We start from the raw sequence: 22358 nt of genomic DNA on the forward strand, positions 1-22358 counted from the left end.
TTGCCTCTCTCGGTGCTGCCTTTAGATACGTGCGCGGCCACTTCCGCGTTCAATCGGTACCGTGTGAGCCGTGACTCGTCCGTATGTGCTTCTCAGCATCGCCGTCAGTGTCGACGGCCATATCGACGACCTGAGCGCGGTCCGGTTCCCGCTGTCCAACGCCGAGGATTTCGATTGTGTCGACCAGATCCGCGCCGAATCGGGTGCCATCCTGATCGGCGCCGAGACGGTGCGGACGGACAATCCGCGCTTGCTGGTGAACTGCGCCGAACGGCGTTCGGACCGCGTCGCGAGCGGGCGGCCCGAATATCCGGTGAAGGTCACCGTCACCAGGTCCGGCGCACTGGGCCGGGATCTCAAGTTCTGGCACTGCGGTGGCCGGAAACTGGTCTACACAACGGATTCCGGTCAACGGCAACTCGACCTGCGTGACCTGGCCGATGTCGTCTCGCTCGGCGAGTCCGTCGATTTCGGTGCGCTGCTGGACGATCTCGGCGCACGCGGTGTCGACCGCCTGATGGTCGAAGGCGGCGCGAGCATCCACACCGCCTTCCTCGCCGCCGGGCTGGCCGACGAGGTGCGGATGGCGGTCGCGCCGATGCTCATCGGCCAGGCCGCCGCGCCGCGTTTCCTCCAGCCCGCCGCATTCCCCGGCGGGCCCGCGCGCCGGTTCCACCTCGAAGACGTGGTGAAACTCGGCGATGTCGCCGTCCTGCGCTACTTCCCGAAGATCACGAGCGGCTGACCAGGTCCTTGATCGTGTCCCGGCGGAACCACGCGATCACCGCGGCCGCCGCGAGCAGGATCGCGGGCAGCATCGGCCCGCCCTTGGCCAGCAGGAACAGTTCCGTGCCGACCGCGCCCGCCAGCACACCGACCAGCCCCAGCGCGGCGAGCCCGCACAGGCGCGGGATCAGCAGGCCGAGCCCGCCCGCGATCTCCAGCACGCCGGTGACGTACCGCAGCCACTGGCCGAAGCCGATCTCGTCGAACTTCTTCACGTAGTTGTCGCCGAACAGCGTGTACCCGCTGTAGATGATGTAAGCGGCGAGCGCCACCTGCAGTATCCACAACACCACGTTGCCGACGCGGACGGCGGCTTTTGCCTCAGACACGGGAACATCCTTCCACCGCGGTTGACTTGAACACCATGCGAGAACGCCAGAGTGAGACCACATCGCGGCCGAACGACCACGTGAGCAGCGCGAGCGCGAGCCCGGCCAGGTACCCGGCGTGCGGGAAAAGCCCCGACGCCGCCACGACCAGGAGAATTCCTTGCAGCGCCGCCACTGTCTTGCGCGCGTAGCTGGGCCGGAGGTCGCCGGTGAGCCACGGCAGCGCCCACGACGCCGCCACGAACACGTACCGCATCGCGCCGATCGCCAGCACCCACGGCCCGTGCGCGAACGCGACGTGCACGCTCAGCACCAGGATCAGGAACGCGTCGACCTCCATGTCGAACCGCGCGCCCAGCGCCGAAGCCGTGCCCGTGCGCCGCGCGACCTGGCCGTCGACGAAATCGAGCGCCAGCGCCACCGCGGTGAACGTGACGAGCACCGAGGTCGCGTCCGAACGCTGCGCCACCAGTGCCGTCACCGCGCCGACGAGCACGCCCCGTGCGAGGGTGACCCGGTCGGCCGGTCCCAGCGAGCGGGTGCCCGACCGGTCCATCGCGGCGCTGAGGAGGACCCAGGTGGCGAGCCCGTACGCGAGCCCGGCGAGCCAGCCCGCCGTGCCCAGCCCGGCCGTCGCGCCGAGCACGCCCAGCAGGAGGACCTGCAGGCCGGCCCAGGCGCCCTGCTCCTCAACGGCGGGTGCCGTGTTGTGCTGAAGTGTGACCATTGTGGACCGCTTTCTCGGAGGTTGTAGATGACACGACAGGCAAGGGCCTTTTGGTTCAATGGATCTGGAAGAAGTGAGATCCGCCCTGTCCGGCTCCCCGAACCACGCGACGGCGAGACACTGGTCCGCACGCTGTTCACCGGGGTCAGCAGGGGAACCGAGGCGCTGGTCTTCCGTGGTGAGGTCCCCGAGAACCAGTACGCGACCATGCGCGCGCCGTTCCAGGAAGGTGACTTCCCGTGGCCGGTCAAATACGGCTACCTCAACGTCGGCGTCGCCGAAACCGGGCCGCTGGCAGGCCGGACCGTCTTCTGCCTCTATCCACATCAGACGCATTACGTCGTCCCCGACTCCGCGCTGACGCCCGTGCCGGACTCCGTCCCGCCGGAACGCGCCGTGCTCGCCGGCACGGTCGAGACCGCCGTCAACGCCGTCTGGGACGCGAAACCGCTGATCGGGGACCGGATCGCGGTCGTCGGCGGCGGAATGGTCGGCGCGAGCGTGGCCGCGGTGCTCGCGAAGTTCCCCGGCGCCAGGGTGCAGCTGGTCGACGCCGACCCGGCGCGCGCGGCCATCGCGGCCGAGCTGGGCGTCGGCTTCGCTGACCCGAAAGCCGCATTGGGGGAATGTGACCTCGTCGTGCACGCCAGCGCGTCCGAGGCGGGCCTGGAGACGGCGCTCGGCCTGCTCGCGCCGGAGGGCACGGTCATCGAGCTGAGCTGGTACGGCGACCGCCGGGTCAGCGTGCCGCTCGGCGAGTTCTTCCACTCACGGCGGCTGACCGTGCGCAGCAGCCAGGTCGGCACGGTCGCCCGCCCGGACCGGACGTACGCCGAGCGCATGGCACTCGCGCTCGACCTGCTCGCCGACCCGGTGTTCGACGCGCTGATCACCGGGGAAAGCCCGTTCGACGAGCTGCCGTCGGTGCTGCCGAGGCTGGCGAGCGGTGAGTTTCCTGCCCTCTGCCACCGGATTGACTACCGTCGTGATCATGCTTCCTCGTGACACCACGGCCGACGTGCGTGCCCGCCGGGCGACCGTCGCGGTGCTGCCGGTCGGCAGCTTCGAACAGCACGGCCCGTATCTGCCGCTGACCACGGACACCGTCATCGCGTGCGCCATCGCCGAGTCGATCGCGGCCGCGTACCCGGTCCAGCTGCTCCCGCCGATCACGATCTCGTGTTCGCAGGAGCACGCGTCCTGGCCGGGCACGGTGAGCATCTCGGCGAAAACGCTCATCACGGTCATCGAAAACATCGCCGCGTCGTTGCGGCTCTCCGGCGTCGAAAACCTGGTGCTGGTCAACGGGCACGGCGGCAACTACGTGCTGCGCAACATCGTGCAGGAGTCGCGCGGCCGGATGGTGTTGTTCCCCGGCAGCCACGACTGGGACACCGCGCGCACGGCCGCCGGGATCGAGACCTCGTCCTACGCCGACATGCACGCGGGCGAGCTGGAGACGTCGATCCTGCTGCACGCGCACCCTGAGCTGCTCCGGCCCGGCTTCGAGACGAGCGATCACGACAGTGGTCAACGCCCGCACCTGCTGACCCACGGCTTGGCGCCGTACACGGAGTCCGGCGTCGTCGGTCGGCCTTCGCTGGCGTCAGCCCGCAAAGGCGAGGACCTTCTCGGCGCGCTGACCAGTGCTTTCGTGGACTACCTCGGGCTGTTCGACTCGCCTGCGGAACAACACGAACACGCCAGGCAGGGCGGCGATCAGGGCTAGCACCCCGTAGACCACCCCGGTCGTGAGACCTTGCGCGGCGCCGAGCCCGGCCGCGTTGAACGCCACCGCCAGAAACGCTTCGCGCGGCCCGAAACCGCCGATGTTGACCGGCACGGCCATGACCAGCAGCGCCAGTACGGCCAGCGGGAACAGCTGCCCGATCGACGCCGTGGAACCCGCGACATCGGCCGCGACGAGCAACAGCGCGACATGTCCCGCGAGCGTCGCCACGGACAGGAAAACCACGCGCGGCAACGCTTTCCGCGACAGCAGGCCGACACGGGCATCGGCCCAGATCGTCAGCACCGCGCGCCGGGCGCGGTCGTTCGTAGCGACGAAGACGGCAGCGGCGGCGAGCACGGCCAGCGTGATCAGCACCGCGCCGCGGCTCGGCGCCACGTCGACCGGCAGCGTCGACTGGGTGCACACGACCGCGATCCCGGCGGTGATCAGCACGGCCTGACCGGCGAACCGCTCGAACACGACCGCGCGGACACCGCGTCCGACATCGCCGGACTGCCTGCCGTGGTCGACCGCGCGATGCACATCCCCGAGCACGCCCGCCGGGAGCACCGCGTTGAGCAGCAACCCCCGGTAGTAGTCCGAGACCGCGGCCTTGAGGCTCAGCGGCAGGCCGAGGCGGCGCGCGATGACACACCAGCGCCAGGCGCTGAACACCGTGGTCAGCAGCCCGATGCCGAGCGCGGCGAGCACCGACCAGCCGGTGATGGCGCGCAGCCCGGCCACGAAGGCGCCGGTGCCGAGCCGGAAACCCAGCGCTGCCAAGATCCCGAGCGCCAGCAGCAGGCGCAGCCACGGCCAGAAACGCTTCATCAGCTCGTCCTCGGTATCGCTAGAAGGTCGGTGTGGCCGACCGAGACCTGGGGGCCTTCGGCGAGCCTGCGCCGCAGGTAGGCGGGTGCTTCGGCGGCGAGGCCCGGCTCGTGCTCGACGGCGGCGCCGACCCAGCCGCGCAGCCATTCCGCGGCCAGCGCCCGCTGCTCACCGCCGAGCCGCCACGGGCTCGGCCGGGTGTGGACTTCGGCGTCGGCGAACGCCTCGGCCGCCGCCGCGACGGCGTCCGGACCGAGCAGCCGCCTGCCGTCGACGGCACGCCGCTGGTGTGCGTTGAACGCCGCTTCGAACTCGGCGTCGAGCGCCTCGGGGCGCGCGAACTCGATCTTTCCCGTGACGGAGAGCGTGAACAGCGCTGGCACACCGGCTGATACGCATGCCGAGGCCAACTCGTTCACTTCGGCACGCGTGAGCAGGTCGAGCAGCGCCGACGCGGTCACCAGCGAGGTGCCGGCGAGATCGTCCGCGCGCAGCGCCGTGAGGTCGCCCTCACGCGTCTCCACGGTCCCCGCGATCATGCTCGCACCGGCCAGTTCGAGCAGGCGCGGGTCACGGTCGTGCAGCACCCAGTGCGGCGCGACGCGCAGCCGCGCGCCGAGCCAGCGTCCCATCGATCCCGTTCCACAACCCAAGTCACGAAAGACCAGGGGGGTTCGGTTCAATCGGGTTTCGCCGAGCAGGTCGAGCAGCTCGGTCGAGCGGGCGTCGGCGTCGGCCTGCTCGCGCAGCGCGAGCCATTCTGGTGCGAAGCTCATGCCCGCAGACTAGCCAGCACCTCGGCCATTTCGCGGGCGGATTCGTCCCATGTGGACAGTTCGGCTCGACGTCGTTTCGCCTTCGCCCGCAGGTCGTCCCGATGTGCGGAATCGGTCAGCCAGCGGCGAAGTTCGCTGGTCAGCGCACCCGGCCGGACGAGAACGCCGCCGTCACCGAGCGCGTCGGGCACGGCACTGGCGAGCACGGGAATGCCGCGGGCGAGCGCCTCGGTGACGACCATGCCGTAGGTCTCCGCACGGGAGGAGAGCACGAAAAGATCGGCTTCGGCGTAGGCGTCGCCGAGAGGTTCGCCGGTGAGCGGGCCGACCAGCTCGACGCGGTCGCCGAGGCCGTGCCGCGCGATCAGCTCGCGGACGCGCTGCGTGTGCGCGGTGTCGCGCAGCGGTCCGACGCAGACGCAATGCCACGGCAGGTCGGCGAGCGACGCCAGCGCTTCGATCAGCAGGTCGTGACCCTTACGCGGGGTCACCGAAGCGACGCACAGCAGCCGTGAGACGCCGTCGGTGCCCCGGGCGAACGGCGCGGGGTCGACGCCGGGCGCGACAACGTGGACCTCGCGCAGGCCGTGGTGGCTTTCCAGCCGCCGCGCCGCCGCCGTGCCGGTCGCGATGACCGCGCTCGCGGCTCGCAGGACCTCGCGCTCCTTCGCGTCCAGCTCGGCGGCAAGCGCTGGCTCCAGACCGGTCTCATCGGCCAGCGCGAGATGAACCAGCACCGCCAGGCGGAGTCTGGCGGCTTCAGGGACAACGATTTCGGGAACACCGCAGGCCACGAGCCCGTCGAGCAGCACGACCGCGCCGTCCGGGAACCCGGCGAGCGCCGCGGCCAGTTCTCCACGCGCCCGCGCGTCAGGGCGTGGCCAGCTGCCGGGAATGGCGGTTTCGCGCACGTCCAGCCGCTCGCACAGGCGCCGGTCGTAGACGTTGCCGCCGCTCGGCGTGGCGGGATCGTCGACGCCGCCCGGCAGCACGACCTCGATCACAGCGCGCGTTCGTAGCCGGCCCAGGCGACGTGCGACTCGTGCAGCGTGACCTCGATCGCGGAGAGCCCGCGCGCGCCCTCGCCGAGTGTGCCGTCGTGCACCAGGTCGGCGAGCCGGTCGGCGATGTACTTCGCGAGGTACTCGGTCGAAGTGTTTGTCCCCGCGAAAGCGGGTACTTCGTCCAGGTTGCGATAGTTGAACCCGGCGAGCACCTTGCCGAGCTCCACAGTGGCCAGTCCGATGTCGACGACGATGTTGTCCGCATCGAGTTCCGGCCGTTTGAACCGAGCGTCCACTACGAACGTTGCACCATGTAGACGCTGGGCCGGACCGAAGACCTCGCCGCGGAAGCTGTGGGCGATCATCACGTGATCGCGAACGGTGACGCTGAACAAGACGTCCTCCAAGGGGATTGCGGTTCGGACTCCGGCCGAGCGTAGTGAACGATCAACCGGAGCGCGCTGACTAGGGGACTGGATGCACGAGCAGGCTTTTCGACAGGACGACGTCGCCGAATCCGAGCTGGTGACCCGGCGGGGCACCTTCCGCGCGGTGGCGTTCCGCGCCGACGGCTTCGAGCACATGGCGCTGGTCTTCGGCACGCCCACGCCGCGCGACGACGTGCTCGTGCGGGTGCACTCCGAGTGCATGACCGGTGACATCTTCGGCGCCATGCGCTGCGAATGCGGCGAGCAGCTCGACGCCGCGCTGGACGCGATCGTCCGCGAGGGCGCCGGCATCCTGGTGTACCTGCGCGGGCACGAGGGCCGGGGCATCGGCCTGGTCGCGAAGGTGCGCACTCACGTGCTGCAGGACGAGCAGGGCCTCGACACGCTCGACTCCGCGACGACGCTCGGCCTGCCGGTCGACATCCGCGACTACTCGCCCGCCGTCCGGATCCTCGGGCACCTGCGGGTGCGGTCGGTGCGGCTGATGTCGAACAACCCCGACAAGATCCACGCGCTCGAGTCCTCCGGCATCCGGGTGACCGAGCGGGTGCCGCTGCTGATGGCCCCGAACGACCACAACATCGGCTACCTGACGGCGAAACGCGACCGGCTCGGCCACGACCTTCCCCAGATCGAGGGGTGCGTCACCCGCTGACCGTCCACTGTGGACACCACTGAGTGGGTATGTCCGGCGGCGTGATTCACTCGTTGTGGTGACACAGAGTGCCCTAGCATCGATCGAGCGTGAACAGCGCTGGACGAGCAGGGGAGTGGCTCATGGGTCGGCACCGAACCGCCGGAACATCATCCGTTCGGTGGCTGCGCGTGATGCCGGCGTCTGCGTTGGTGATCGCCTGGGCCGTGATGCCGCTTCCGCGAGCGCCGGTGGTCTCGGTGGAGAAGGTCGTCCCCGCTACACCGGCGATCGCGCTCGCCGCGCCCGCCGCTCCGCTTCGGGTGGCGCCCCCGCGCCCCGACCTGACGCTGTCGTCGAACGCGCTGTCCGTCGCGCCGGGCGCCGCGGGCGTGCAGACGTTGCGCGTGGCCAACGTCGGATCCGCCGAGGTCACGGACCCGGTCACGCTCACCTACGTCACGCCGACGTACCTCAACGTTGATCACGACCAGCCGCTGCCGTCGGGCTGCGAGATGCGCCTGACCGACCCGGATCCGACGATCCCCGAGGTGGTCACCTGCCGGATTCCCGGTCCGATCGCGGCAGGTAAGGAGGTGACCGTCGGCATCCCGGTCGCCGCGACCACCCGGGTCCGCTTCGTCGGCCGGGTCCGCGGCATGGCCATGGCCGCGCCGACCGGGGCCGACGCCGACCTCGGCGACAACTGGAACTACGCGCAGGTGGTCATCACCCGCCCGACACCGAAGCTGCCCGACGGCAACCCGGTCGACCTGTACCTGACCAACGCGGTGCCCGCCGTGTCCGACGGCCAGCCGGGCAAGGTCACCTTCACCTACGGCAGCAAGGCGCCGCACGAGGCGAAAGGTGACATCCGGCTCACCTACGTGACGCCGTTCTACGTCAACGTCGACCACGCGAAACCGTTGCCGTCCGGCTGCAAGATGCGCCTGACCGACCGCGACCCACTGGTGCCCGAGATTGTCGTGTGCTCACTGAAACCCTTGAAGGCAGGCAAAACCGGCTCACTGGCCATCCCGGTCGAGCTGGTCAAGGGCGCCCCGCCCGGCCCGCTCGGCGGAATGGCACTCATCGCGCCGGCCACCGATGTGGAACGCGGTCAAATCGACAATTTCCTCGCGGCCAACGTCGTCAACATCACCGCCGGTTGACGGCCCGAGCGGAGCCGCACACTCACGAACCCCTTTGTGGTACAATATGAACGCGGCCATGGCAGGTCTTCCTTTGTCCTCTTTGAATCAATTATTCCGGATTCCTTTTAGGGTTGATTTCTCGGCCTTAAAGTGCAATTTCTGGGTCGTTTCGCCGGTCGGTGTTCATAATCGGGCCCATGAATCCCACTTACGTTTTCGTGCACGGCTCAGGCAGCAGCGGTCGCGCTTGGTCCACGGTCCAGCAGGAAATGGCACTGCGCGGCCATCGGACACTCGCGGTCGACCTGCCCGGCCGAGGCGCGGGCTTCAGCCAGGCCTACCACGACCAAGACCTCAAAACCTTCGCGACAGAGCCGTCTTCGCTGGCGGACGTGACGGCCGAGCAGACCATCGGCCACGTGATCGACGTCGTCCGCCGCGTCCACGAACACGGCCCGGTCATCCTGGCGGGCCACAGTTTCGGCGGCCTGGTCATCACGGCTGTCGCCAACGCGGTCCCGGACCTCTTGTCCCATCTCGTTTACATCGCCGCCCAATGTCCGGTCAGCAGCGCCGCGGCCGAGTACCCGGCAGGCCCGGCGTGGGCGTCGAGCGACTTCCTGCCCGCGGCCATGGCGATCACGGTCGGCAACCCCGCCGACCTCGGCTTCATCCGGCTGAACTGGCGCGGCGCCGACCCCGCGATCCTCGAACGCCTCCGCCGCGCGCTCGCCGCGGAACTCACCCCGGAGCAGTACCTCGGCCTCATCGCCTACACCCAGCCGGACGAGATCTTCTGGCAGACCGACCCGGCATGGGACCACCGCGCCGACAAAGCCACCTGGGGCCGCGTGCCCCGCACCTTCGTCCGCACCGGACTCGACCGCGCGATGCCGCCCGAAGCCCAAGACCTCTACATAACCGAAGCCAACGCCCTCACCCCGGCCAACCCGTTCGCCGTCCACACGATCCCGAGCAGTCACACCGGCTTCTTCCGCGGGCCCGCCGAGCTGGCCGACATTTTGCACGACCTTCGTCACTGTCGTGGTGAAAAACAAACCACGGAAACGCTCTGCGCCAACAGGATGGTCCGTTGAGGCATTTCAGTGAATGCCGTTGTTGGCACCGACTTCCGGATCTTAGGCTTCCGCTTGCACTTGGCCAGGTGACACACCTGATCAATGCTGCGAAGGGGCGGAAATGACGCGAAGAACCTGGCGGTTCGGCGTGAGTAGATCTGCGATACCGGCGGTGGGCGTGCTGCTCGCCGCGATGATCGTCATGGCACCGGACGTGGGCGCCGCCGCGCCGTCGGTGCTCACCAAGAGCGCGCAGAACCTGACGCACCCTGGTGCGAACCCGGTGAACCACGGTGACACGCTCAACTGGGTCGTCGACTACGCGAACACCGCGGGCGGGCCGACGACCATCACGGACCCGATCGCCGGCGCAGGCTCGGCGCAGACCTACGTGCCCGGCTCGCTGAAGGTGCCGCCGGGCTGGACACCGGCCTGGTCGCAGGACGGCACGCTCTTCCAGCCGAACGATCCCGGCGCGGCCACTGTTTCCGTGCGTGCCACCAACCAGAACGCGCGCCCCGGCGGCACCACGCTCACCGGCAACCTGCTGCCGCCGGTGCAGGCGGCGGCGACCGCGACCGGCGGTGACGGCTACACGCCGATCCTGCACCGCACGGCCTCGGGCTCCGTCGAATCGTGGAACATGTTCCACCACGCCGCCGCGGCCTCGCCGAAATTGGTCTGCGTCGACCTTTCGGCGGGCGGGCTCTGTGCGGGCGGGCCGTGGCCGAAGCCGGTGAACACCACGCCGGGCCCGTTCGGCTCCGGGGCGACCGGTGACATCGCGAGCGCGTTCATCTCGCAGTATGTCGAAGATCCCGGGCGGCCGGGGATCGTCTACTACGGCGGAACCACCGCCACGGGCACCGGGGTCGGCTGTCTCGACCTGGAGCAGCGGGAGAACTGCGGGTTCTTCCCGCTGGCGACCAACGCCGTCACCAACATCGGCGGGCTCGTCGCGACCGGCGGCAACATCTACGGCGCCGGGAGCACCGGCCAGGTGCTGTGCTTGACGATGGCGACCCGCGCGCCGTGCGCGGGCCAGCCCTACGCCGCCGTCGCGCCGGGCAACGGCCAGGGCGGCGCCAACTACACCGGCTCGCTCACCGTGGTGAACGGCAAGGTCTTCGTCTCCACGTCGCCTGGCGGGCAGACGCCGATGCTGGGTTGCTTCGACCCGGCCACGACGACCGCTTGCGCCTCCTGGGCGACGCCGAGGCCGATCGGGCCCGCGCCCGGCTACCTCTCGTACAGCGCCTACACCGCTTACGACACAACAGGAAACGCTGTCGGCGCCTGCGGGACTGCCATCGCCGCCGTGCCGACCGGATTCTGTTACGCCTTGGACGGCACGACACTGACGCCGCCGTCGTTCTCGTCGCTCCTGTCCGGGGAGCTGGTCTTCAACCCGGAGACCGCGACCACGGCCGACGGGCATGTCCGCAGCTACTTCGGGTCCTGGGGCCGCACCCTGGGCGCGACCACCTGCCACGACTGGACGACGGCCGCCCCGTGCGCCGGATTCCCGTCGCCCGCGGGACATCCGGGTGTCAACGGCGGCACGACCCGCGACTACGGGTACGCCTACGACTCGACGACCCGGTGCCTGATCGGCCTCGGCGACGCGGGCATCCTGTTCTCCGAGGACCCGATGACCGGCGCGTCGCCGTGCATCCACAGTGGCGTGTCGATCGACCTGAACCCGTCCGCGTTCTACTGTGACGGCGGCACCGGGCACGTGCAGGGTTACCAGAGTGCCAAGCTGGAGAACATCAACCTCGCCAACGTGAATTTGGCGGCGTCGACGGTCAAGGTCACCGACGCGGGTGGAACGGTGGCGACCCCGGCCATCGCGCCCGACGGCTCCATCGACCTGTCCGGTGTCTCCTACGCCGCGCATCCGTCGATCTCGATCGCGGTGTCGCTGGTGCTCAACAACGGCAGTGACTTCACGCCGACCAACCATCCGTCGGTGACGGTGACCTATCTCGGTGACGCGCCCCAGGTCTGCTTCCAGACCACGGTCGCGGCGGCGTGCACGGCCACCGGGGTGACGAACACGGCCACCGGCGGCGACGCGGGCGGCGCCAGCACGTCCAACACGGTGAGCTTCCCGGTCAAGCCCGGCGAGGCCTGCCTGCCGAACGTGACGGTGAACAAGGAGATCTGCGCGTCGCACCAAGCGGCGGACTGCGGGCCGGGCGGCGCCGGTCCCTGGGTGAAACAGGCGCCGGTCGGGATTCTCGGGCTGCTGCTCGCGCACCCGTACTGGCGGATCACGGTGACCAACGCGGGCCCGATCGGCATCACGGGCGCCAAGGTCAACGACTCGGCGCAACCGTCGTGCGCGACGGCCGCGGGAACCTTCTCGCTCGCGCCGGGCACGGCGAAGCAGGTCTACTGCTCGTCGTCCGTCCTGCTGGTGCTGCTGCCGCTGACCAACACGGCGTCGGCGACGTACACGCCGGTCGGCAGCACGCCGGTGACCAGCGCCGGATCGTCGGCGACCGCCTGCAACCTGCTCTGCATACTCGGAGGCTGACCTGATCGGCCCCGCCGCCTGACCGGCGGCGGGGCCACAGGGATTGCTTTCCGCCGGAGTGGGTACCCGAGTCGTTCCGATCGGGGAAGCGGTGATCGACCATGGTGCCGGTGGATGTCCGAGGGCTGGCCGTACTGCCGCCGATGGCGGCGCCGGTGTTGCTGCTGCGCGAAAGCGTCGGCGAACGCCGTTGGCTGGCGATCACGATCGGCGAGGCCGAGGCGTCGGCACTGCTCACGGCGCACACCGGCGAGCCGAGCGCGCGGCCGGGCACGATCGAGCTGCTCGGCCACATCATCGAGGCGCTGGGCAGCGGGCTGCGCGCGGTCGAGGTGACGGCGCTGACTGACGGGATCTTCTACGCCGAACTGGTGCTGGACGGTGAACTGCGCGTCTCCGCGCGGCCCAGCGACGCGATCGCGCTCGGCCTGCGCGCCGGTGTCCCGTTGCACGCGGCCGAAGCGGTGCTCGACGTGGCGGCGCTGGAGTCGGTCGTGTTCGACGGCGCCGACGCCGAAGACACCGGGGACGCGGCCGAAGAGGACAAAAAGGTCGAGCACTTCCGGGAGCTGCTCGACCGGCTGACGCCCGACGACTTCCGCGATTAGTCCGGGCGTTTGACTCGCTTGGAGTAGTGCGCCGCCGATGTGCTCACCCGCGGTGCTGCTCCGTCACCGTGGTGAGTGACCAATTGCTGCAAATGAACAGTTCGCGGCATTGATTGCCCATTTTAAGGCGCTTTTCCCGGCACTCATTCGGTGACTGTACGGTCGCGGGTCCGGATGCTAGCTTCGTTTGTGCTCGGGGCCGGGGAAAACGGCCGCGGTTATGCGGGACAATTGTGTCTATTTTTCATCCGAGGGAGCTTGAATGGCCATCGTTCACGGGACTGCGGGTCGTCCGGTGCTGCGTACCGACTACCAGCGTTCGGTAGCGGAGTATTGGAACACTGAGAAAGATCCGGTCAACCTGCGTTTGGGTGACGTCGATGGTCTTTACCACCACCACTACGGCATCGGTGACTACGACCCGGCAGTGCTGGAGGTGCCCGCGGAACGGCGCGATGAGGCCATCATCGCGGAGATGCACCGGCTGGAGACCGCGCAGGCCGACGTGCTGCTGGACCATCTGGGTGACATCATGCCCGGTGACCGACTACTCGACGCCGGGTGCGGCAGGGGCGGCACCAGCATCATGGCGAACCACCGCTTCGGCTGTCAGGTGGACGGGGTTTCGATCTCCGAACAGCAGGTCGAATTCGCGAATGCCAGGGCGCGTGAGCGTGGCGTCGACCACAAAGTGAAGTATCACTTGACCAATATGCTCGACACCGGTTTCGAAACGGGGGCGATGCGTGGTGCGTGGAACAACGAGAGCACCATGTATGTCGATCTTTACGAATTGTTCGCCGAGCACGCGCGGCAGATCGCTCCCGGTGGCCGGTACGTGACGATCACCGGGTGCTACAACGACGTGACCGGTGGCCGGTCACGCGCGGTCAGTCAGATCGATCAGCACTACATTTGCAATATCCACTCGAGGGGCGAGTACTTTAAGGCCTTGGCGGCGAACGGCTTCGTCCCGATCAACGTGGTCGACCTGACCGCCGCGACGATCCCGTACTGGGAACTGCGGGAGAAGTCGTCGGTCGCCACCGGGATCGAGGGGCCGTTCCTCACCGCGTACCGCGAGGGCAGCTTCCACTACCTGCTGATCGCCGCCGACCGCGTCTAGCCAGTCCGACCGAGAAGACGGGAGCATGATGACCGAGACCGTTACCGCACCAGAGGAACTCGCGCCCGCGGTGTCGCCGCAGGTCCGCGGCTGTCCATTGCGGACTGTTCCGGCGGTGACGGCCTCGGCGCTCGCGGGACCGTCCGGACTGGGCACGTCGGCCGCCAGGCTGACGACCCAGTTCGGACCCGACCCGGCCTACGCGGAGGTCGCCTGGGGCGACGGCAAGGCGTCGGCGCTCTACGTGCCCGTGCTCGAGCGGAACGACGAAGCGCTCGCCGCCGAGGTCGACGCACGGCTGGTCGAATGGGCGGGCGACTGCGGTTTTTCCGAAGAGGACCAGGAAAAAATGCTCAAGGCCGGCTTCGGCAGGCTGGTCATGCTCGCGCACGCGGACTGCGACGATCCCGACCGGCTGCTCATCGCGGCCCAGCTCAACGCCGCCTGGTGGGCGGCGGACGACTACTACGCCGACGACAGCGAGATGGGCGCCGTGCCCACCCGCCTCCCACCCCGCCTCGCGCTGGTCATGGCGGCGATGGACCCCGTCGCGCCCGCAGGCGAGTTCACCGCCGAGCTCGACAAGGCGCTGCGGGGCGACCCGATCCTCATCGGCCTGCGGTCCGGCGTCGAACACCTCACCAAGCACGGAACGCCGTCGCAGGTCCAGCGGATCTGCTACGCGACGTTCGCGATGTTCGTCAGCTGGAACGCTTACGCGGCTTGGCGTTACACCGGCGAATACCCGCCGGCGTGGGAGTATCTGGCCGCCCGCCAGCACGACAGCTTCTACACCTCGATGACGCTGGTGGACGCCGTCGGCGGCTTCGAGCTGCCCGCGAACCTGTACTACGACCCGCGCGTCCGGCTCGCGCTCACCCAGGCGGGCACGGCGTCGGTGATGGTCAACGACCTGTTCTCGGTCGCCAAGGACGCGGCTGACGAGAACCCGGTCTGCAACATGGTCCTGCAGATCGCGGCGGACAAGGACATCTCGATCGAGGACGCCACCGAGATCACGGTCGACCTGCACAACCAGCTCGTCCGCGACTTCGAGGCAGGCCACCGGGCGCTGCTGGCGGTGCCCTCGCCCGAGCTGCACCGGTTCCTGCGCGGCGTGCGGGCCTGGATGGGCGGCGGTTTCGAGTGGCACAACACGAATCCGCGCTATCGGAGCTGATCGTCAGCAGCAGTGCTGCCCGCGCCAGGCTTCGCGGCCTTCCTTGACGGCGACGGCCGCGATCGCGAGCGCGACCACCGGGTCCGCCCACCACCAGCCGAGCAGGCTGTTGAGCACCAGCCCGGCGAGCAGCACGCCGGAAAGGTACGTGCACAGCAGTGTTTGCTTGGAATCGGCGACCGCGCTCGCCGAGCCGAGCTCACGCCCGGCGCGCCGCTGCGCGTACGACAGACCCGGCATGACCACCAGCGAAACCGCGGCCAGCACGATCCCGACAGTGGAATGCCCGGCGGGTTCGGCTTTGATCAGAGCCTGGACCGCTTCGAAGCCGACATAGGCGGCCAGCGCGAAGAACGACACCGCGATCACCTTCAGCGCGGTGCGTTCGCGTGCTTCGTGGTCACCGGAGAACTGCCACGCGACCGCGGCCGCCGAGGCGACCTCGATGACGGAGTCCAGCCCGAACCCGATCAACGCCGTCGACGACGCGGCCGACCCGGCACTGATGGCGACGACCGCCTCGACGACGTTGTAGGTGATCGTCGCCGCGACCAGCCAGCGCACCCGCCGGGTCAGCGCGGTACGGCGTTCCGGGAGCACGGCAGGCGCGCAACAGCCGTTCTCACAGGTCATGCGGGGCACGGTTCTTCGACAGCGAGCACGACCTGCGCGAGTTCGTTGAGCGCCTTCGCGAGATGCGGGTCGGCGAGCCGGTAGCGCACCTGGCGGCCCTCGTAGGTCGCGCTGACCAGGCCGCAGCCACGCAGGCACGCGAGGTGATTGGACACATTGGACCGCGAAAGTCCCAGCTCGGCGGCCAATGCGGCGGGATAGCTCGTCCCGTCGAGCAGCGCGACCAAGATCCGGCAGCGCGTCGGATCGGCCAGCGCACGGCCGAGCCTGGCCAGCGCATCACCCCGCGTCTCACACTTCAGCACAAGCCGAACAGTACAGCACCCACTGAACTGTCAGGGTCGTGAGTGGTACGGCCGGTTCTAACCGGCCAAAACACTCACGAGTACTTGAAGCGGGGTGCTCGCCTGGTCAGCGGGAACCCGCCTCAAAACCCACTCGCCCACCACGCATACGCCACCTTCATCACCCTGACCGTGACAAAAGCCCCGTCCATGCCATGCCAACCGAGCCCAGCCTTCGGGCTTGGTCCGCGCGAAAGCCGAGTTTGGGGCGTTGGGTGTCCGGGATCGAGGCTTTCGCGCGGACGCGTCCGCAGCGCTGGGGTCGTGAGTGGTACGGCCGGTTCTAACCGAATGCCGGGTAGTTAAGGATCGGGCCGGTTGGTCAAGTCAACGCTCGGCGGGTGCCGCAGAGGCGGGCTGAGCGTTGTGAACGGGACGTTCACAACGCTCAACGTTGCATGCGCTCCGCTCACTACGTCCATCTCCAGCCGAAAAGCGGGCAAATACGATATTTCGGCCGTTGACGGTGGTTCGACCGTTGCGAAACCCGAGTTTGGGCCAGTGGATGGCCCAAACTCGGGTTTCGCGTGCCCACGCTTCGATTTGACAACGCAAGCCAAGTCTTAACTACCCGGCATTGGGTTCTAACCGGCCGTACCACTCACGACCCCAGCGCTGCAAGGTCATGGGCTTGCAGCAGGCCGGATCAACCCGGTCTCGTAGGCGACCACGACGGCTTGGACGCGGTCGCGGAGTCCGAGCTTGGCGAGGATGCGTGCGACGTGGGTTTTGACGGTGGCTTCGGAAAGGTGCAGCCGGGCGGCGAGCTCGGAGTTGCTGAGGCCTTGGGCGAGCAGGCGCAGCACTTCGAGCTCGCGTGCCGTCAGCGTGGCCAGGTCGCGGTGGACCGTCGCGGTGCCCGCCTCGCGGCTGGCGAAGCGTTCGACGAGGCGGCGGGTGATGGTGGGGGCGAGCAGCGCGTCGCCCGAGCGGACCAGGCGGATGGCGGCGACGAGGTGCTCGGGGGTGACGTCCTTGAGCAGGAAGCCGCTGGCGCCCGCGGACAGCGCGGCGTAGACGTAGTGGTCGAGGTCGAAGGTGGTCAAGATGAGCACGCGGGGTTCGTTCTCGCCGCCGGTGAGGATGCGGCGGGTGGCTTCGAGACCGTCGAGATCGGGCATGCGGATGTCCATCAGCACCACGTCGGGGCGGGTGCGGTGGACCGCGTCGACGGCCTCGGCGCCGGTGCTCGCCTCGGCGACCACGTCGATGCCGTCGGCGGTCAAGATCATCCGGAAGCCGGTGCGGACCAGCGCCTGGTCGTCGGCGACCACCACACGCACACTCACGGTGCCTCCCAGGGGATCAGTGCGGTGACCCGATAGCCGTCGTGGGCGCCCGGCCCGCTGCGGAGCGTCCCGCCGTAGAGCGCGAGACGTTCGCGCAAGCCTGCCAGCCCGCGGCCGGTTCCGGGCGTGGCCGCCGCGGCCTTGCCCCCGGTGTCGGTGACCTCGACCTTGAGCCGGTCCGCCCCGTACTCGACGGTCACGCTCGCCGCCGCGCCGGTCGCGTGCTTGACCGTGTTGGTCAACGCCTCCTGGACCACCCGGTACGCGGCCAGCCCGACGCCGGAACTCAGCGGACGCGGTTCGCCCGCGACGGTCAGCTCGACCGGCATCCCGGTGTCGCGCACCCGCCCCACCAGCGCCGCCACCTGGTCGAGTCCCGGCTGCGGCGCGAGCTCGGCGGCCGCGCCGTCCACGGCGAGCAGGCCCATGACGTGGCGCAGCTCCGACATTGCCGCCCGGCCCGCCGCTTCGACCGCGAGCAACGCCTCACGAGCCTGGTCGGGGGAGCGGTCCATGACCTTCCTGGCCGCGCCTGCCTGGATGACCATCATGCTGACGTTGTGCGTCACCACGTCGTGCAGCTCGCGGGCGATGCGGGTGCGTTCGAGCTCGGCCGCGCGGCGGACCGCCTCGGCCTGCTCACGTTCCACTGTGGACAGACGGCTGCGGCTCTCGTCGGTGCGGACACGCCACAAACGCACGCCGTACGCCGCTCCGACGGCCAGCAACACCACCAGCAACGGGACGTAACCCGTGGGGATCGTGGGCAGCGGCGTGTTGTCGGTGACCATGTCGACCACGAACACCGTCACCCCGAGGCTCGCCAGCGTCGGCATCCGGTACGGGCTGTACGCGGCCGCGCTGTACGCCGCGACGACCGCGGCGTAGAAGGTGAGCCTCGGCGTGTTCGCCGGTGTCATCAGTACCGCGGCGAGCACCAGCCACAGCACGGCCAGCGGATAGCGCCGTCGGAACAGCAACGGCACCGTGCCGGCGAGCCCGACGGCGATCAGCGGCACCCAGTCCCCCGGCGCGAGCGGGCTCACCCGCCGGGGCGGGCTGATCACGCCGAGCAGGTTGTCGAGCGTGTAGTGCACCGCCATCACGGACAGCGCGAGCGCGAAAGCCACGTCGAAGAGCCGGCCGCGCCAGGTCAGCCGCGGTGGCCGACCGGCGGGCGTCGCCCACTCCCGTAGCCGCGCGTTCATCACCCGGCCCATTCTTCCGGAGCGGACGGTGCGCGGGCATCCATCGCCGGACTACATCGCGAGGATGACGGCCGGCCGCACGTGGTACCCGAAATGGCCCGGCCGACCGACGCGCTCCATGACAGCCCGCCCCTAGCGTCGAAAACCTCATCGACCAGGGGAGATCTTCATGCGAAAACACGTACTGGCCGCCGTGGCGGGACTTTTGGCCATCGTGACGTCCACCTCGGTGGCGGAAGCCGCGCAAACGCCGTACCTGCCTCCACCGACCGGGCACTTCCCGGTCGGCAGCACCTCGCTGCACCTGACGGACACCTCCCGTTCCGACCCCTGGGTTCCCGCCAGGTCGCGGGAACTCATGGTCACCTTGTGGTACCCGGCGCTGCCTTCCGGCGGGCGCCGGGCGCAGTACATGACGCCCCGCGAGTCCGAGCTGTTCTTGACCGACGCGGGCATCACCGGCCTGCCGCTCGACCTGCTGAGCAAAACCAGGACCAACGCCATCGGCGGCGCGAAACCGTTGGGAGGTAAGCACAGTATGCCGCTGATCGTGCTCTCGCCCGGCTACACCAAGCCCCGCGCGACGCTCAGCTCGCTCGCCGAGGACCTCGCGAGCCGCGGTTACGTGGTGGCCGGGATCGGGCACACCTACGAGAACGCGGCGACGGAGTTCCCCGACGGCAGGGTCGTGACCTGCGCCTCGTGCGAGGTGCTCCACGACGAGGCGTTCTGGGCGAAGCTCGACGCGGGACGGGCCGCCGACACCTCCTTCGTGCTCGACGAACTGACCGGCCCGCACGCGAAGTGGCCGAGTGCCGACCCGGCCAGGATCGCGATGGCAGGCCATTCCGCGGGTGGTTCGGCCGCTCTCACCACCATGGTCGCCGACCCCCGGGTCCGTGCCGGGATCGACATCGACGGCACCACCAACACCCCGGTCCCGGACGGCGGCCTGGCGCGGCCGTTCCTGTTCCTGGGCAGGGCATCGCAGTACACGCCGGGCTTGCCGAGCCCGGTCATCACCTGGGAACGCGACTGGCGCCACCTCACCGGCTGGAAGCGCTGGCTCGTGGTGGACGGCCCGGTGCACGCGTCGTTCACCGATGTCGGCCTGCTGGGCGAGCAGCTCGGCCTCGACTTCGGCGCGAAACTGCCCGCCGCCCGCACGTCGGAGATCACCCGCGCCTACGTCGGGGCGTTCTTCGACCTGCACCTGCGGCACGAGCGGGAACCGTTGCTGGACAAGCCATCCCGGCGCTATCCCGAGGTCGCGTTCTGCGCTCCGGCCTAGCGGACGAGCCGGAAGAAGGCACGCACCTCCTCGACGAACAACTCGGGCTGCTCGAACGCGGCGAAGTGCCCGCCGCGTTCGGGCTCGCCCCAATGGCGGATGTCGGTGTACCGCTTCGCCGCCCAGCGGCGGGACGGGCGCGGCATCTCCTTCGGGAAGATCGAACAGCCGGTCGGCACGTCCACGGTGTCCGTGGTGGACCGCGAGAACCACTCGCCGACCTCGCGGAAACTCTCCCAGTACAGCCGGGCCGACGAGGTCGCCGTGCCGGTCAGCCAGTACAGCGTGATGTCGTCGAGCAGTTCGTCCCTGGTGAGCACCTGGTCCAGCTCGCCGTCTGTCCACGACCGGAACTTCTCGGCGATCCACGCGGCGAGACCGGCGGGGGAGTCGTTCAGCGCGTAGCCGATCGTCTGCGGCTTGGTGGTCATCTGCTCGGCGTACCCCGACTCGTGGCGTTCCGCGTGCCGCAGATCGGCGAGCGCCTGTTGTTCGGCTTCGGTCAAGTCGTCCAGCGTCGCCGGGTCGGGCGCGGCGATCGGTGGCATCACATGTATCCCCGCGAGATGGGCGCCGTCCTGCTGGCCCAGGCTGGTGGTGACGCTGGTGCCCCAATCGCCGCCCTGCGCGCCGTAGCGTTGATAACCCAGGCGTGCCATCAGTTCCGCCCAGGCGCGGGCGATCCGCTGCACCGACCAGCCCGGTTCGGCGGGCCGGTCGCTGAAGCCGTACCCAGGCAGCGATGGGCACACGACATGGAACGCGTCGGCGGGGTCGGGTGGATCACTGAGCGACGGGATCACTTTCTCGAACTCGAACACCGAGCCGGGCCAGCCGTGGGTGAGCACCAGCGGCAGTGCGTTCGGGTGCGGTGAGCGGATGTGGATGAAGTGGACACCGAGGCCGTCGATGGCCGTGCGGAAGTGCGGCAGCGCGTTGAGCCTTCGCTCGGTCGCCCGCCAGTCGTAGTCGGTGGCCCAGTACGCGCACAGCTCACGCAGGTACGCCAAGGGAACACCTTGCGACCAGTCATCGACCGGCTCGGCATCGGGCCAGCGGGTGCGGTGCACTCGGTCGCGGAGGTCGGTCAGCTGCTCGTCGGGAAACCCGATCCGGAATGGAGTGATCATGCCACCGAAGCTAGCCGCGGGCACCGACAGTTTTCGTTTCAGTCCACTATGGACGGTATCAACGCCGACGTCGCCTGAAGGATTTACGTGACGTGGCGACGCCTGCCATATGCAGCGCCAGGCATAGCAGCCCGGCAGTGATGAGCGTGGTACCGGTGATCACCTGGCCGAACGCCAGATCGGCCAGCTGGAGCAGCAACGCGATCCCGAACAGCACCGCGGCGGCGATGGCGAGCATGCGGACCTCGCTCTCGAAGAGTGAAGCGTGATTCTATCCGGGCCGCGGCGCGTGCGCATGACGGATTCGGCCGGAGACAAGGGATCTTGGACGACGTGAACGCGAAGGCAACCCCGTCCACGACAACCGGAATCAGCGCACGGATTTCGCGTGCTCACGCGTCGCTTGACAGCGCAAGCCAAGCCTTAACTACCCGGCATTGGGTTATTGGGCGGGAACCCAAAGGTGGCGTGTTCGGCTGCTCGGCGTGGGGGTCGTGAGTGGTACGGCCGGTTCTAACCGGCGAAAACGCTCACGACTGCATCCCGGGACGAGCCGGCTCGCACGCTGCCCCTGACCCCGCTACACGCCCGCTTCACACACCACTCGGGTGGCTTTGACAGACTGCGGACATGATCCTCGGCTACGTCCTCGCGCTGCTGGCGGCGCTCGCGTCGGGCAGCGGCTCGGTGCTGGAGTCGATCGGCGTGCGGCGGGCGGGCGCGTACGGGGGCCGGGCGCTGGACCTGGTCAACCTGCGCAACCAGTCGATCTACTTCCTCGGCATCGGGGTCGACCTGGTGGGGTTCGCCTGCGCGGCGGCCGCGTTGCACCGGCTGCCGTTGTTCCTGGTGCAGTCCGTGCTCGCGTTCAGCGTCGGGGTCACGGCCGTGATCTCGGCCTTCCTGGGCGCCAGGCTGGCGGCGGCGGGCTGGGTGTCGCTCGGGGTCGGCGCGGTCGGGCTGGTGCTGCTGGGGATGTCGGCCCAGCCGGGGCCCGCGCGGGTGCTGCCGACGCAGTGGCGCTGGATCCTGCCCGCCATGGCGATCGTGGTGTTCGCGATCGCGTACTACGTGCGGCGGCACGACCGGCCGTGGGCCGCCCAGGTGCTCGCGTTCGCGACCGGGCTCGGGTTCAGCGTGGTCGGGGTGTCGGCGCGGACGTTGCACGTGCCCGACGCGAAGTGGCTGCTGCTGATCGAGCCGTCGGTGTGGGCGATGATCCTGAACGGGCTGGGCGCGGCCGTGGCGTTCGCGATGGCGCTGCAGAAGGGCGGCGCGACCGCGGTCAACGCGATCATGTTCACCACGAACACCGCGCTGTCCTCGCTGATCGGGCTGGTGTTCCTCGACGACCGGATCCGCGACGGGTTCGTGTCGTTCACCGTCGCCGGGCTGGTGCTGGCGATGGGCGGCGCGATCGCCACCGCGCACTACGCCACCCACGCCAAGACCGTGGTCGTGAGTGGTACGGCCGGTTAGAACCGGCCGTACCACTCACGACGCTGG

General features: G+C 69.1%; 23 protein-coding genes and 1 pseudogene. 12 read left to right on the forward strand and 12 right to left on the reverse strand.

Annotation, left to right across the window (positions count from 1 at the left end; translation table 11 throughout):
- Nucleotides 1-70 precede the first annotated feature (70 nt).
- Nucleotides 71-745: a RibD family protein gene (locus tag AB5J62_RS14550; protein WP_370948731.1), complete on the forward strand. Its 675-nt coding sequence runs from the start codon at nucleotides 71-73 to the stop codon at nucleotides 743-745.
- Here the strand turns inward: AB5J62_RS14550 and AB5J62_RS14555 are convergent.
- Both AB5J62_RS14555 and AB5J62_RS14560 read right to left on the reverse strand, forming a co-directional pair.
- On the reverse strand, nucleotides 732-1115 hold the full coding sequence (locus AB5J62_RS14555) for a DoxX family protein (RefSeq protein ID WP_370948732.1): 384 nt from the start codon (nucleotides 1113-1115) through the stop codon (nucleotides 732-734). The genes AB5J62_RS14550 and AB5J62_RS14555 overlap by 14 nt on opposite strands.
- Nucleotides 1108-1842, reverse strand: coding sequence for a CDP-alcohol phosphatidyltransferase family protein (locus AB5J62_RS14560; RefSeq protein WP_370948733.1), 735 nt, complete (start codon nucleotides 1840-1842; stop codon nucleotides 1108-1110). Before AB5J62_RS14560 ends, AB5J62_RS14555 begins: the two co-directional genes overlap by 8 nt.
- Before the next feature lie 27 nt (nucleotides 1843-1869).
- On the opposite strand from AB5J62_RS14560, the gene AB5J62_RS14565 reads away from it, so the two are divergent.
- Both AB5J62_RS14565 and AB5J62_RS14570 read left to right on the forward strand, forming a co-directional pair.
- A complete protein-coding gene (locus tag AB5J62_RS14565; protein WP_370948734.1) occupies nucleotides 1870-2847 on the forward strand; it encodes a zinc-binding alcohol dehydrogenase in 978 nt (325 codons plus the stop codon).
- A complete protein-coding gene (locus AB5J62_RS14570) occupies nucleotides 2834-3571 on the forward strand; it encodes a creatininase family protein (protein WP_370948735.1) in 738 nt (245 codons plus the stop codon). The genes AB5J62_RS14565 and AB5J62_RS14570 overlap by 14 nt, the downstream gene beginning before the upstream one ends.
- A 39-nt stretch (nucleotides 3572-3610) precedes the next feature.
- Here the strand turns inward: AB5J62_RS14570 and AB5J62_RS14575 are convergent.
- From AB5J62_RS14575 to AB5J62_RS14590, 4 genes and pseudogenes are all read right to left on the reverse strand, one after another.
- Nucleotides 3611-4405, reverse strand: a pseudogene (locus tag AB5J62_RS14575) (YbhN family protein); the annotation flags it as partial.
- On the reverse strand, nucleotides 4405-5181 hold the full coding sequence (locus AB5J62_RS14580) for an SAM-dependent methyltransferase (RefSeq protein WP_370948736.1): 777 nt from the start codon (nucleotides 5179-5181) through the stop codon (nucleotides 4405-4407). The gene AB5J62_RS14580 and the pseudogene AB5J62_RS14575, both read right to left, overlap by 1 nt.
- A complete protein-coding gene (locus AB5J62_RS14585; RefSeq protein ID WP_370950262.1) occupies nucleotides 5178-6182 on the reverse strand; it encodes a glycosyltransferase family 4 protein in 1005 nt (334 codons plus the stop codon). The genes AB5J62_RS14580 and AB5J62_RS14585 overlap by 4 nt, the downstream gene beginning before the upstream one ends.
- Nucleotides 6182-6580: a 6-pyruvoyl tetrahydropterin synthase family protein gene (locus AB5J62_RS14590; RefSeq protein WP_370948737.1), complete on the reverse strand. Its 399-nt coding sequence runs from the start codon at nucleotides 6578-6580 to the stop codon at nucleotides 6182-6184. Before AB5J62_RS14590 ends, AB5J62_RS14585 begins: the two co-directional genes overlap by 1 nt.
- Nucleotides 6581-6662: 82 nt before the next feature.
- On the opposite strand from AB5J62_RS14590, the gene AB5J62_RS14595 reads away from it, so the two are divergent.
- The 7 genes from AB5J62_RS14595 to AB5J62_RS14625 all read left to right on the forward strand — a co-directional run bounded on the left by AB5J62_RS14595 (nucleotide 6663) and on the right by AB5J62_RS14625 (nucleotide 14957).
- Nucleotides 6663-7289 (forward strand): GTP cyclohydrolase II, encoded by a 627-nt coding sequence (locus AB5J62_RS14595; protein ID WP_370948738.1) that lies wholly within the window; start codon nucleotides 6663-6665, stop codon nucleotides 7287-7289.
- A gap of 170 nt (nucleotides 7290-7459) precedes the next feature.
- Nucleotides 7460-8440: a hypothetical protein gene (locus AB5J62_RS14600; RefSeq protein WP_370948739.1), complete on the forward strand. Its 981-nt coding sequence runs from the start codon at nucleotides 7460-7462 to the stop codon at nucleotides 8438-8440.
- A gap of 179 nt (nucleotides 8441-8619) precedes the next feature.
- The gene (locus AB5J62_RS14605) at nucleotides 8620-9519 is read left to right on the forward strand and encodes an alpha/beta fold hydrolase (RefSeq protein WP_370948740.1); all 900 of its coding nucleotides are present in this window, start codon (nucleotides 8620-8622) and stop codon (nucleotides 9517-9519) included.
- A gap of 103 nt (nucleotides 9520-9622) precedes the next feature.
- Entirely contained in the window at nucleotides 9623-12043 is a 2421-nt protein-coding gene (locus AB5J62_RS14610) for a hypothetical protein (protein ID WP_370948741.1), read from the forward strand.
- A 101-nt stretch (nucleotides 12044-12144) separates the two neighbouring features.
- Nucleotides 12145-12651, forward strand: a complete 507-nt coding sequence (locus tag AB5J62_RS14615) for a bifunctional nuclease family protein (protein ID WP_370948742.1) — start codon at nucleotides 12145-12147, stop codon at nucleotides 12649-12651.
- A 262-nt stretch (nucleotides 12652-12913) separates the two neighbouring features.
- Nucleotides 12914-13777 (forward strand): geranyl diphosphate 2-C-methyltransferase, encoded by an 864-nt coding sequence (locus AB5J62_RS14620; protein ID WP_370948743.1) that lies wholly within the window; start codon nucleotides 12914-12916, stop codon nucleotides 13775-13777.
- Between the two features lie 28 nt (nucleotides 13778-13805).
- Nucleotides 13806-14957 carry a family 2 encapsulin nanocompartment cargo protein terpene cyclase gene (locus tag AB5J62_RS14625; protein ID WP_370948744.1) on the forward strand — a complete coding sequence of 384 codons (1152 nt, stop codon included), beginning with the start codon at nucleotides 13806-13808 and terminating at the stop codon, nucleotides 14955-14957.
- A gap of 3 nt (nucleotides 14958-14960) precedes the next feature.
- Here the strand turns inward: AB5J62_RS14625 and AB5J62_RS14630 are convergent, their stop codons facing one another.
- The 4 genes from AB5J62_RS14630 to AB5J62_RS14645 form a co-directional block, all read right to left on the reverse strand.
- Nucleotides 14961-15590 carry a cation transporter gene (locus tag AB5J62_RS14630; protein ID WP_370948745.1) on the reverse strand — a complete coding sequence of 210 codons (630 nt, stop codon included), beginning with the start codon at nucleotides 15588-15590 and terminating at the stop codon, nucleotides 14961-14963.
- Nucleotides 15587-15895 carry an ArsR/SmtB family transcription factor gene (locus AB5J62_RS14635; RefSeq protein WP_370948746.1) on the reverse strand — a complete coding sequence of 103 codons (309 nt, stop codon included), beginning with the start codon at nucleotides 15893-15895 and terminating at the stop codon, nucleotides 15587-15589. Before AB5J62_RS14635 ends, AB5J62_RS14630 begins: the two co-directional genes overlap by 4 nt.
- A gap of 662 nt (nucleotides 15896-16557) precedes the next feature.
- Nucleotides 16558-17223 carry a response regulator gene (locus tag AB5J62_RS14640; RefSeq protein ID WP_370948747.1) on the reverse strand — a complete coding sequence of 222 codons (666 nt, stop codon included), beginning with the start codon at nucleotides 17221-17223 and terminating at the stop codon, nucleotides 16558-16560.
- Nucleotides 17220-18431: a sensor histidine kinase gene (locus tag AB5J62_RS14645; RefSeq protein ID WP_370950263.1), complete on the reverse strand. Its 1212-nt coding sequence runs from the start codon at nucleotides 18429-18431 to the stop codon at nucleotides 17220-17222. Before AB5J62_RS14645 ends, AB5J62_RS14640 begins: the two co-directional genes overlap by 4 nt.
- A gap of 169 nt (nucleotides 18432-18600) precedes the next feature.
- On the opposite strand from AB5J62_RS14645, the gene AB5J62_RS14650 reads away from it, so the two are divergent.
- Nucleotides 18601-19722 (forward strand): alpha/beta hydrolase family protein, encoded by a 1122-nt coding sequence (locus tag AB5J62_RS14650; protein ID WP_370948748.1) that lies wholly within the window; start codon nucleotides 18601-18603, stop codon nucleotides 19720-19722.
- Here AB5J62_RS14650 and AB5J62_RS14655 read toward each other — a convergent pair.
- On the reverse strand, nucleotides 19719-20852 hold the full coding sequence (locus AB5J62_RS14655) for an epoxide hydrolase family protein (protein WP_370948749.1): 1134 nt from the start codon (nucleotides 20850-20852) through the stop codon (nucleotides 19719-19721). The genes AB5J62_RS14650 and AB5J62_RS14655 overlap by 4 nt on opposite strands.
- A gap of 58 nt (nucleotides 20853-20910) precedes the next feature.
- Nucleotides 20911-21090: a hypothetical protein gene (locus AB5J62_RS14660; protein ID WP_370948750.1), complete on the reverse strand. Its 180-nt coding sequence runs from the start codon at nucleotides 21088-21090 to the stop codon at nucleotides 20911-20913.
- 392 nt (nucleotides 21091-21482) lie between these two features.
- Here AB5J62_RS14660 and AB5J62_RS14665 point away from each other — a divergent pair, with 392 nt between their 5' ends.
- Nucleotides 21483-22331: a hypothetical protein gene (locus AB5J62_RS14665; RefSeq protein ID WP_370948751.1), complete on the forward strand. Its 849-nt coding sequence runs from the start codon at nucleotides 21483-21485 to the stop codon at nucleotides 22329-22331.
- Nucleotides 22332-22358 lie beyond the last annotated feature (27 nt).

Source organism: Amycolatopsis sp. cg5 (genome assembly GCF_041346955.1).
In the GTDB taxonomy this organism is placed as follows: domain Bacteria; phylum Actinomycetota; class Actinomycetes; order Mycobacteriales; family Pseudonocardiaceae; genus Amycolatopsis.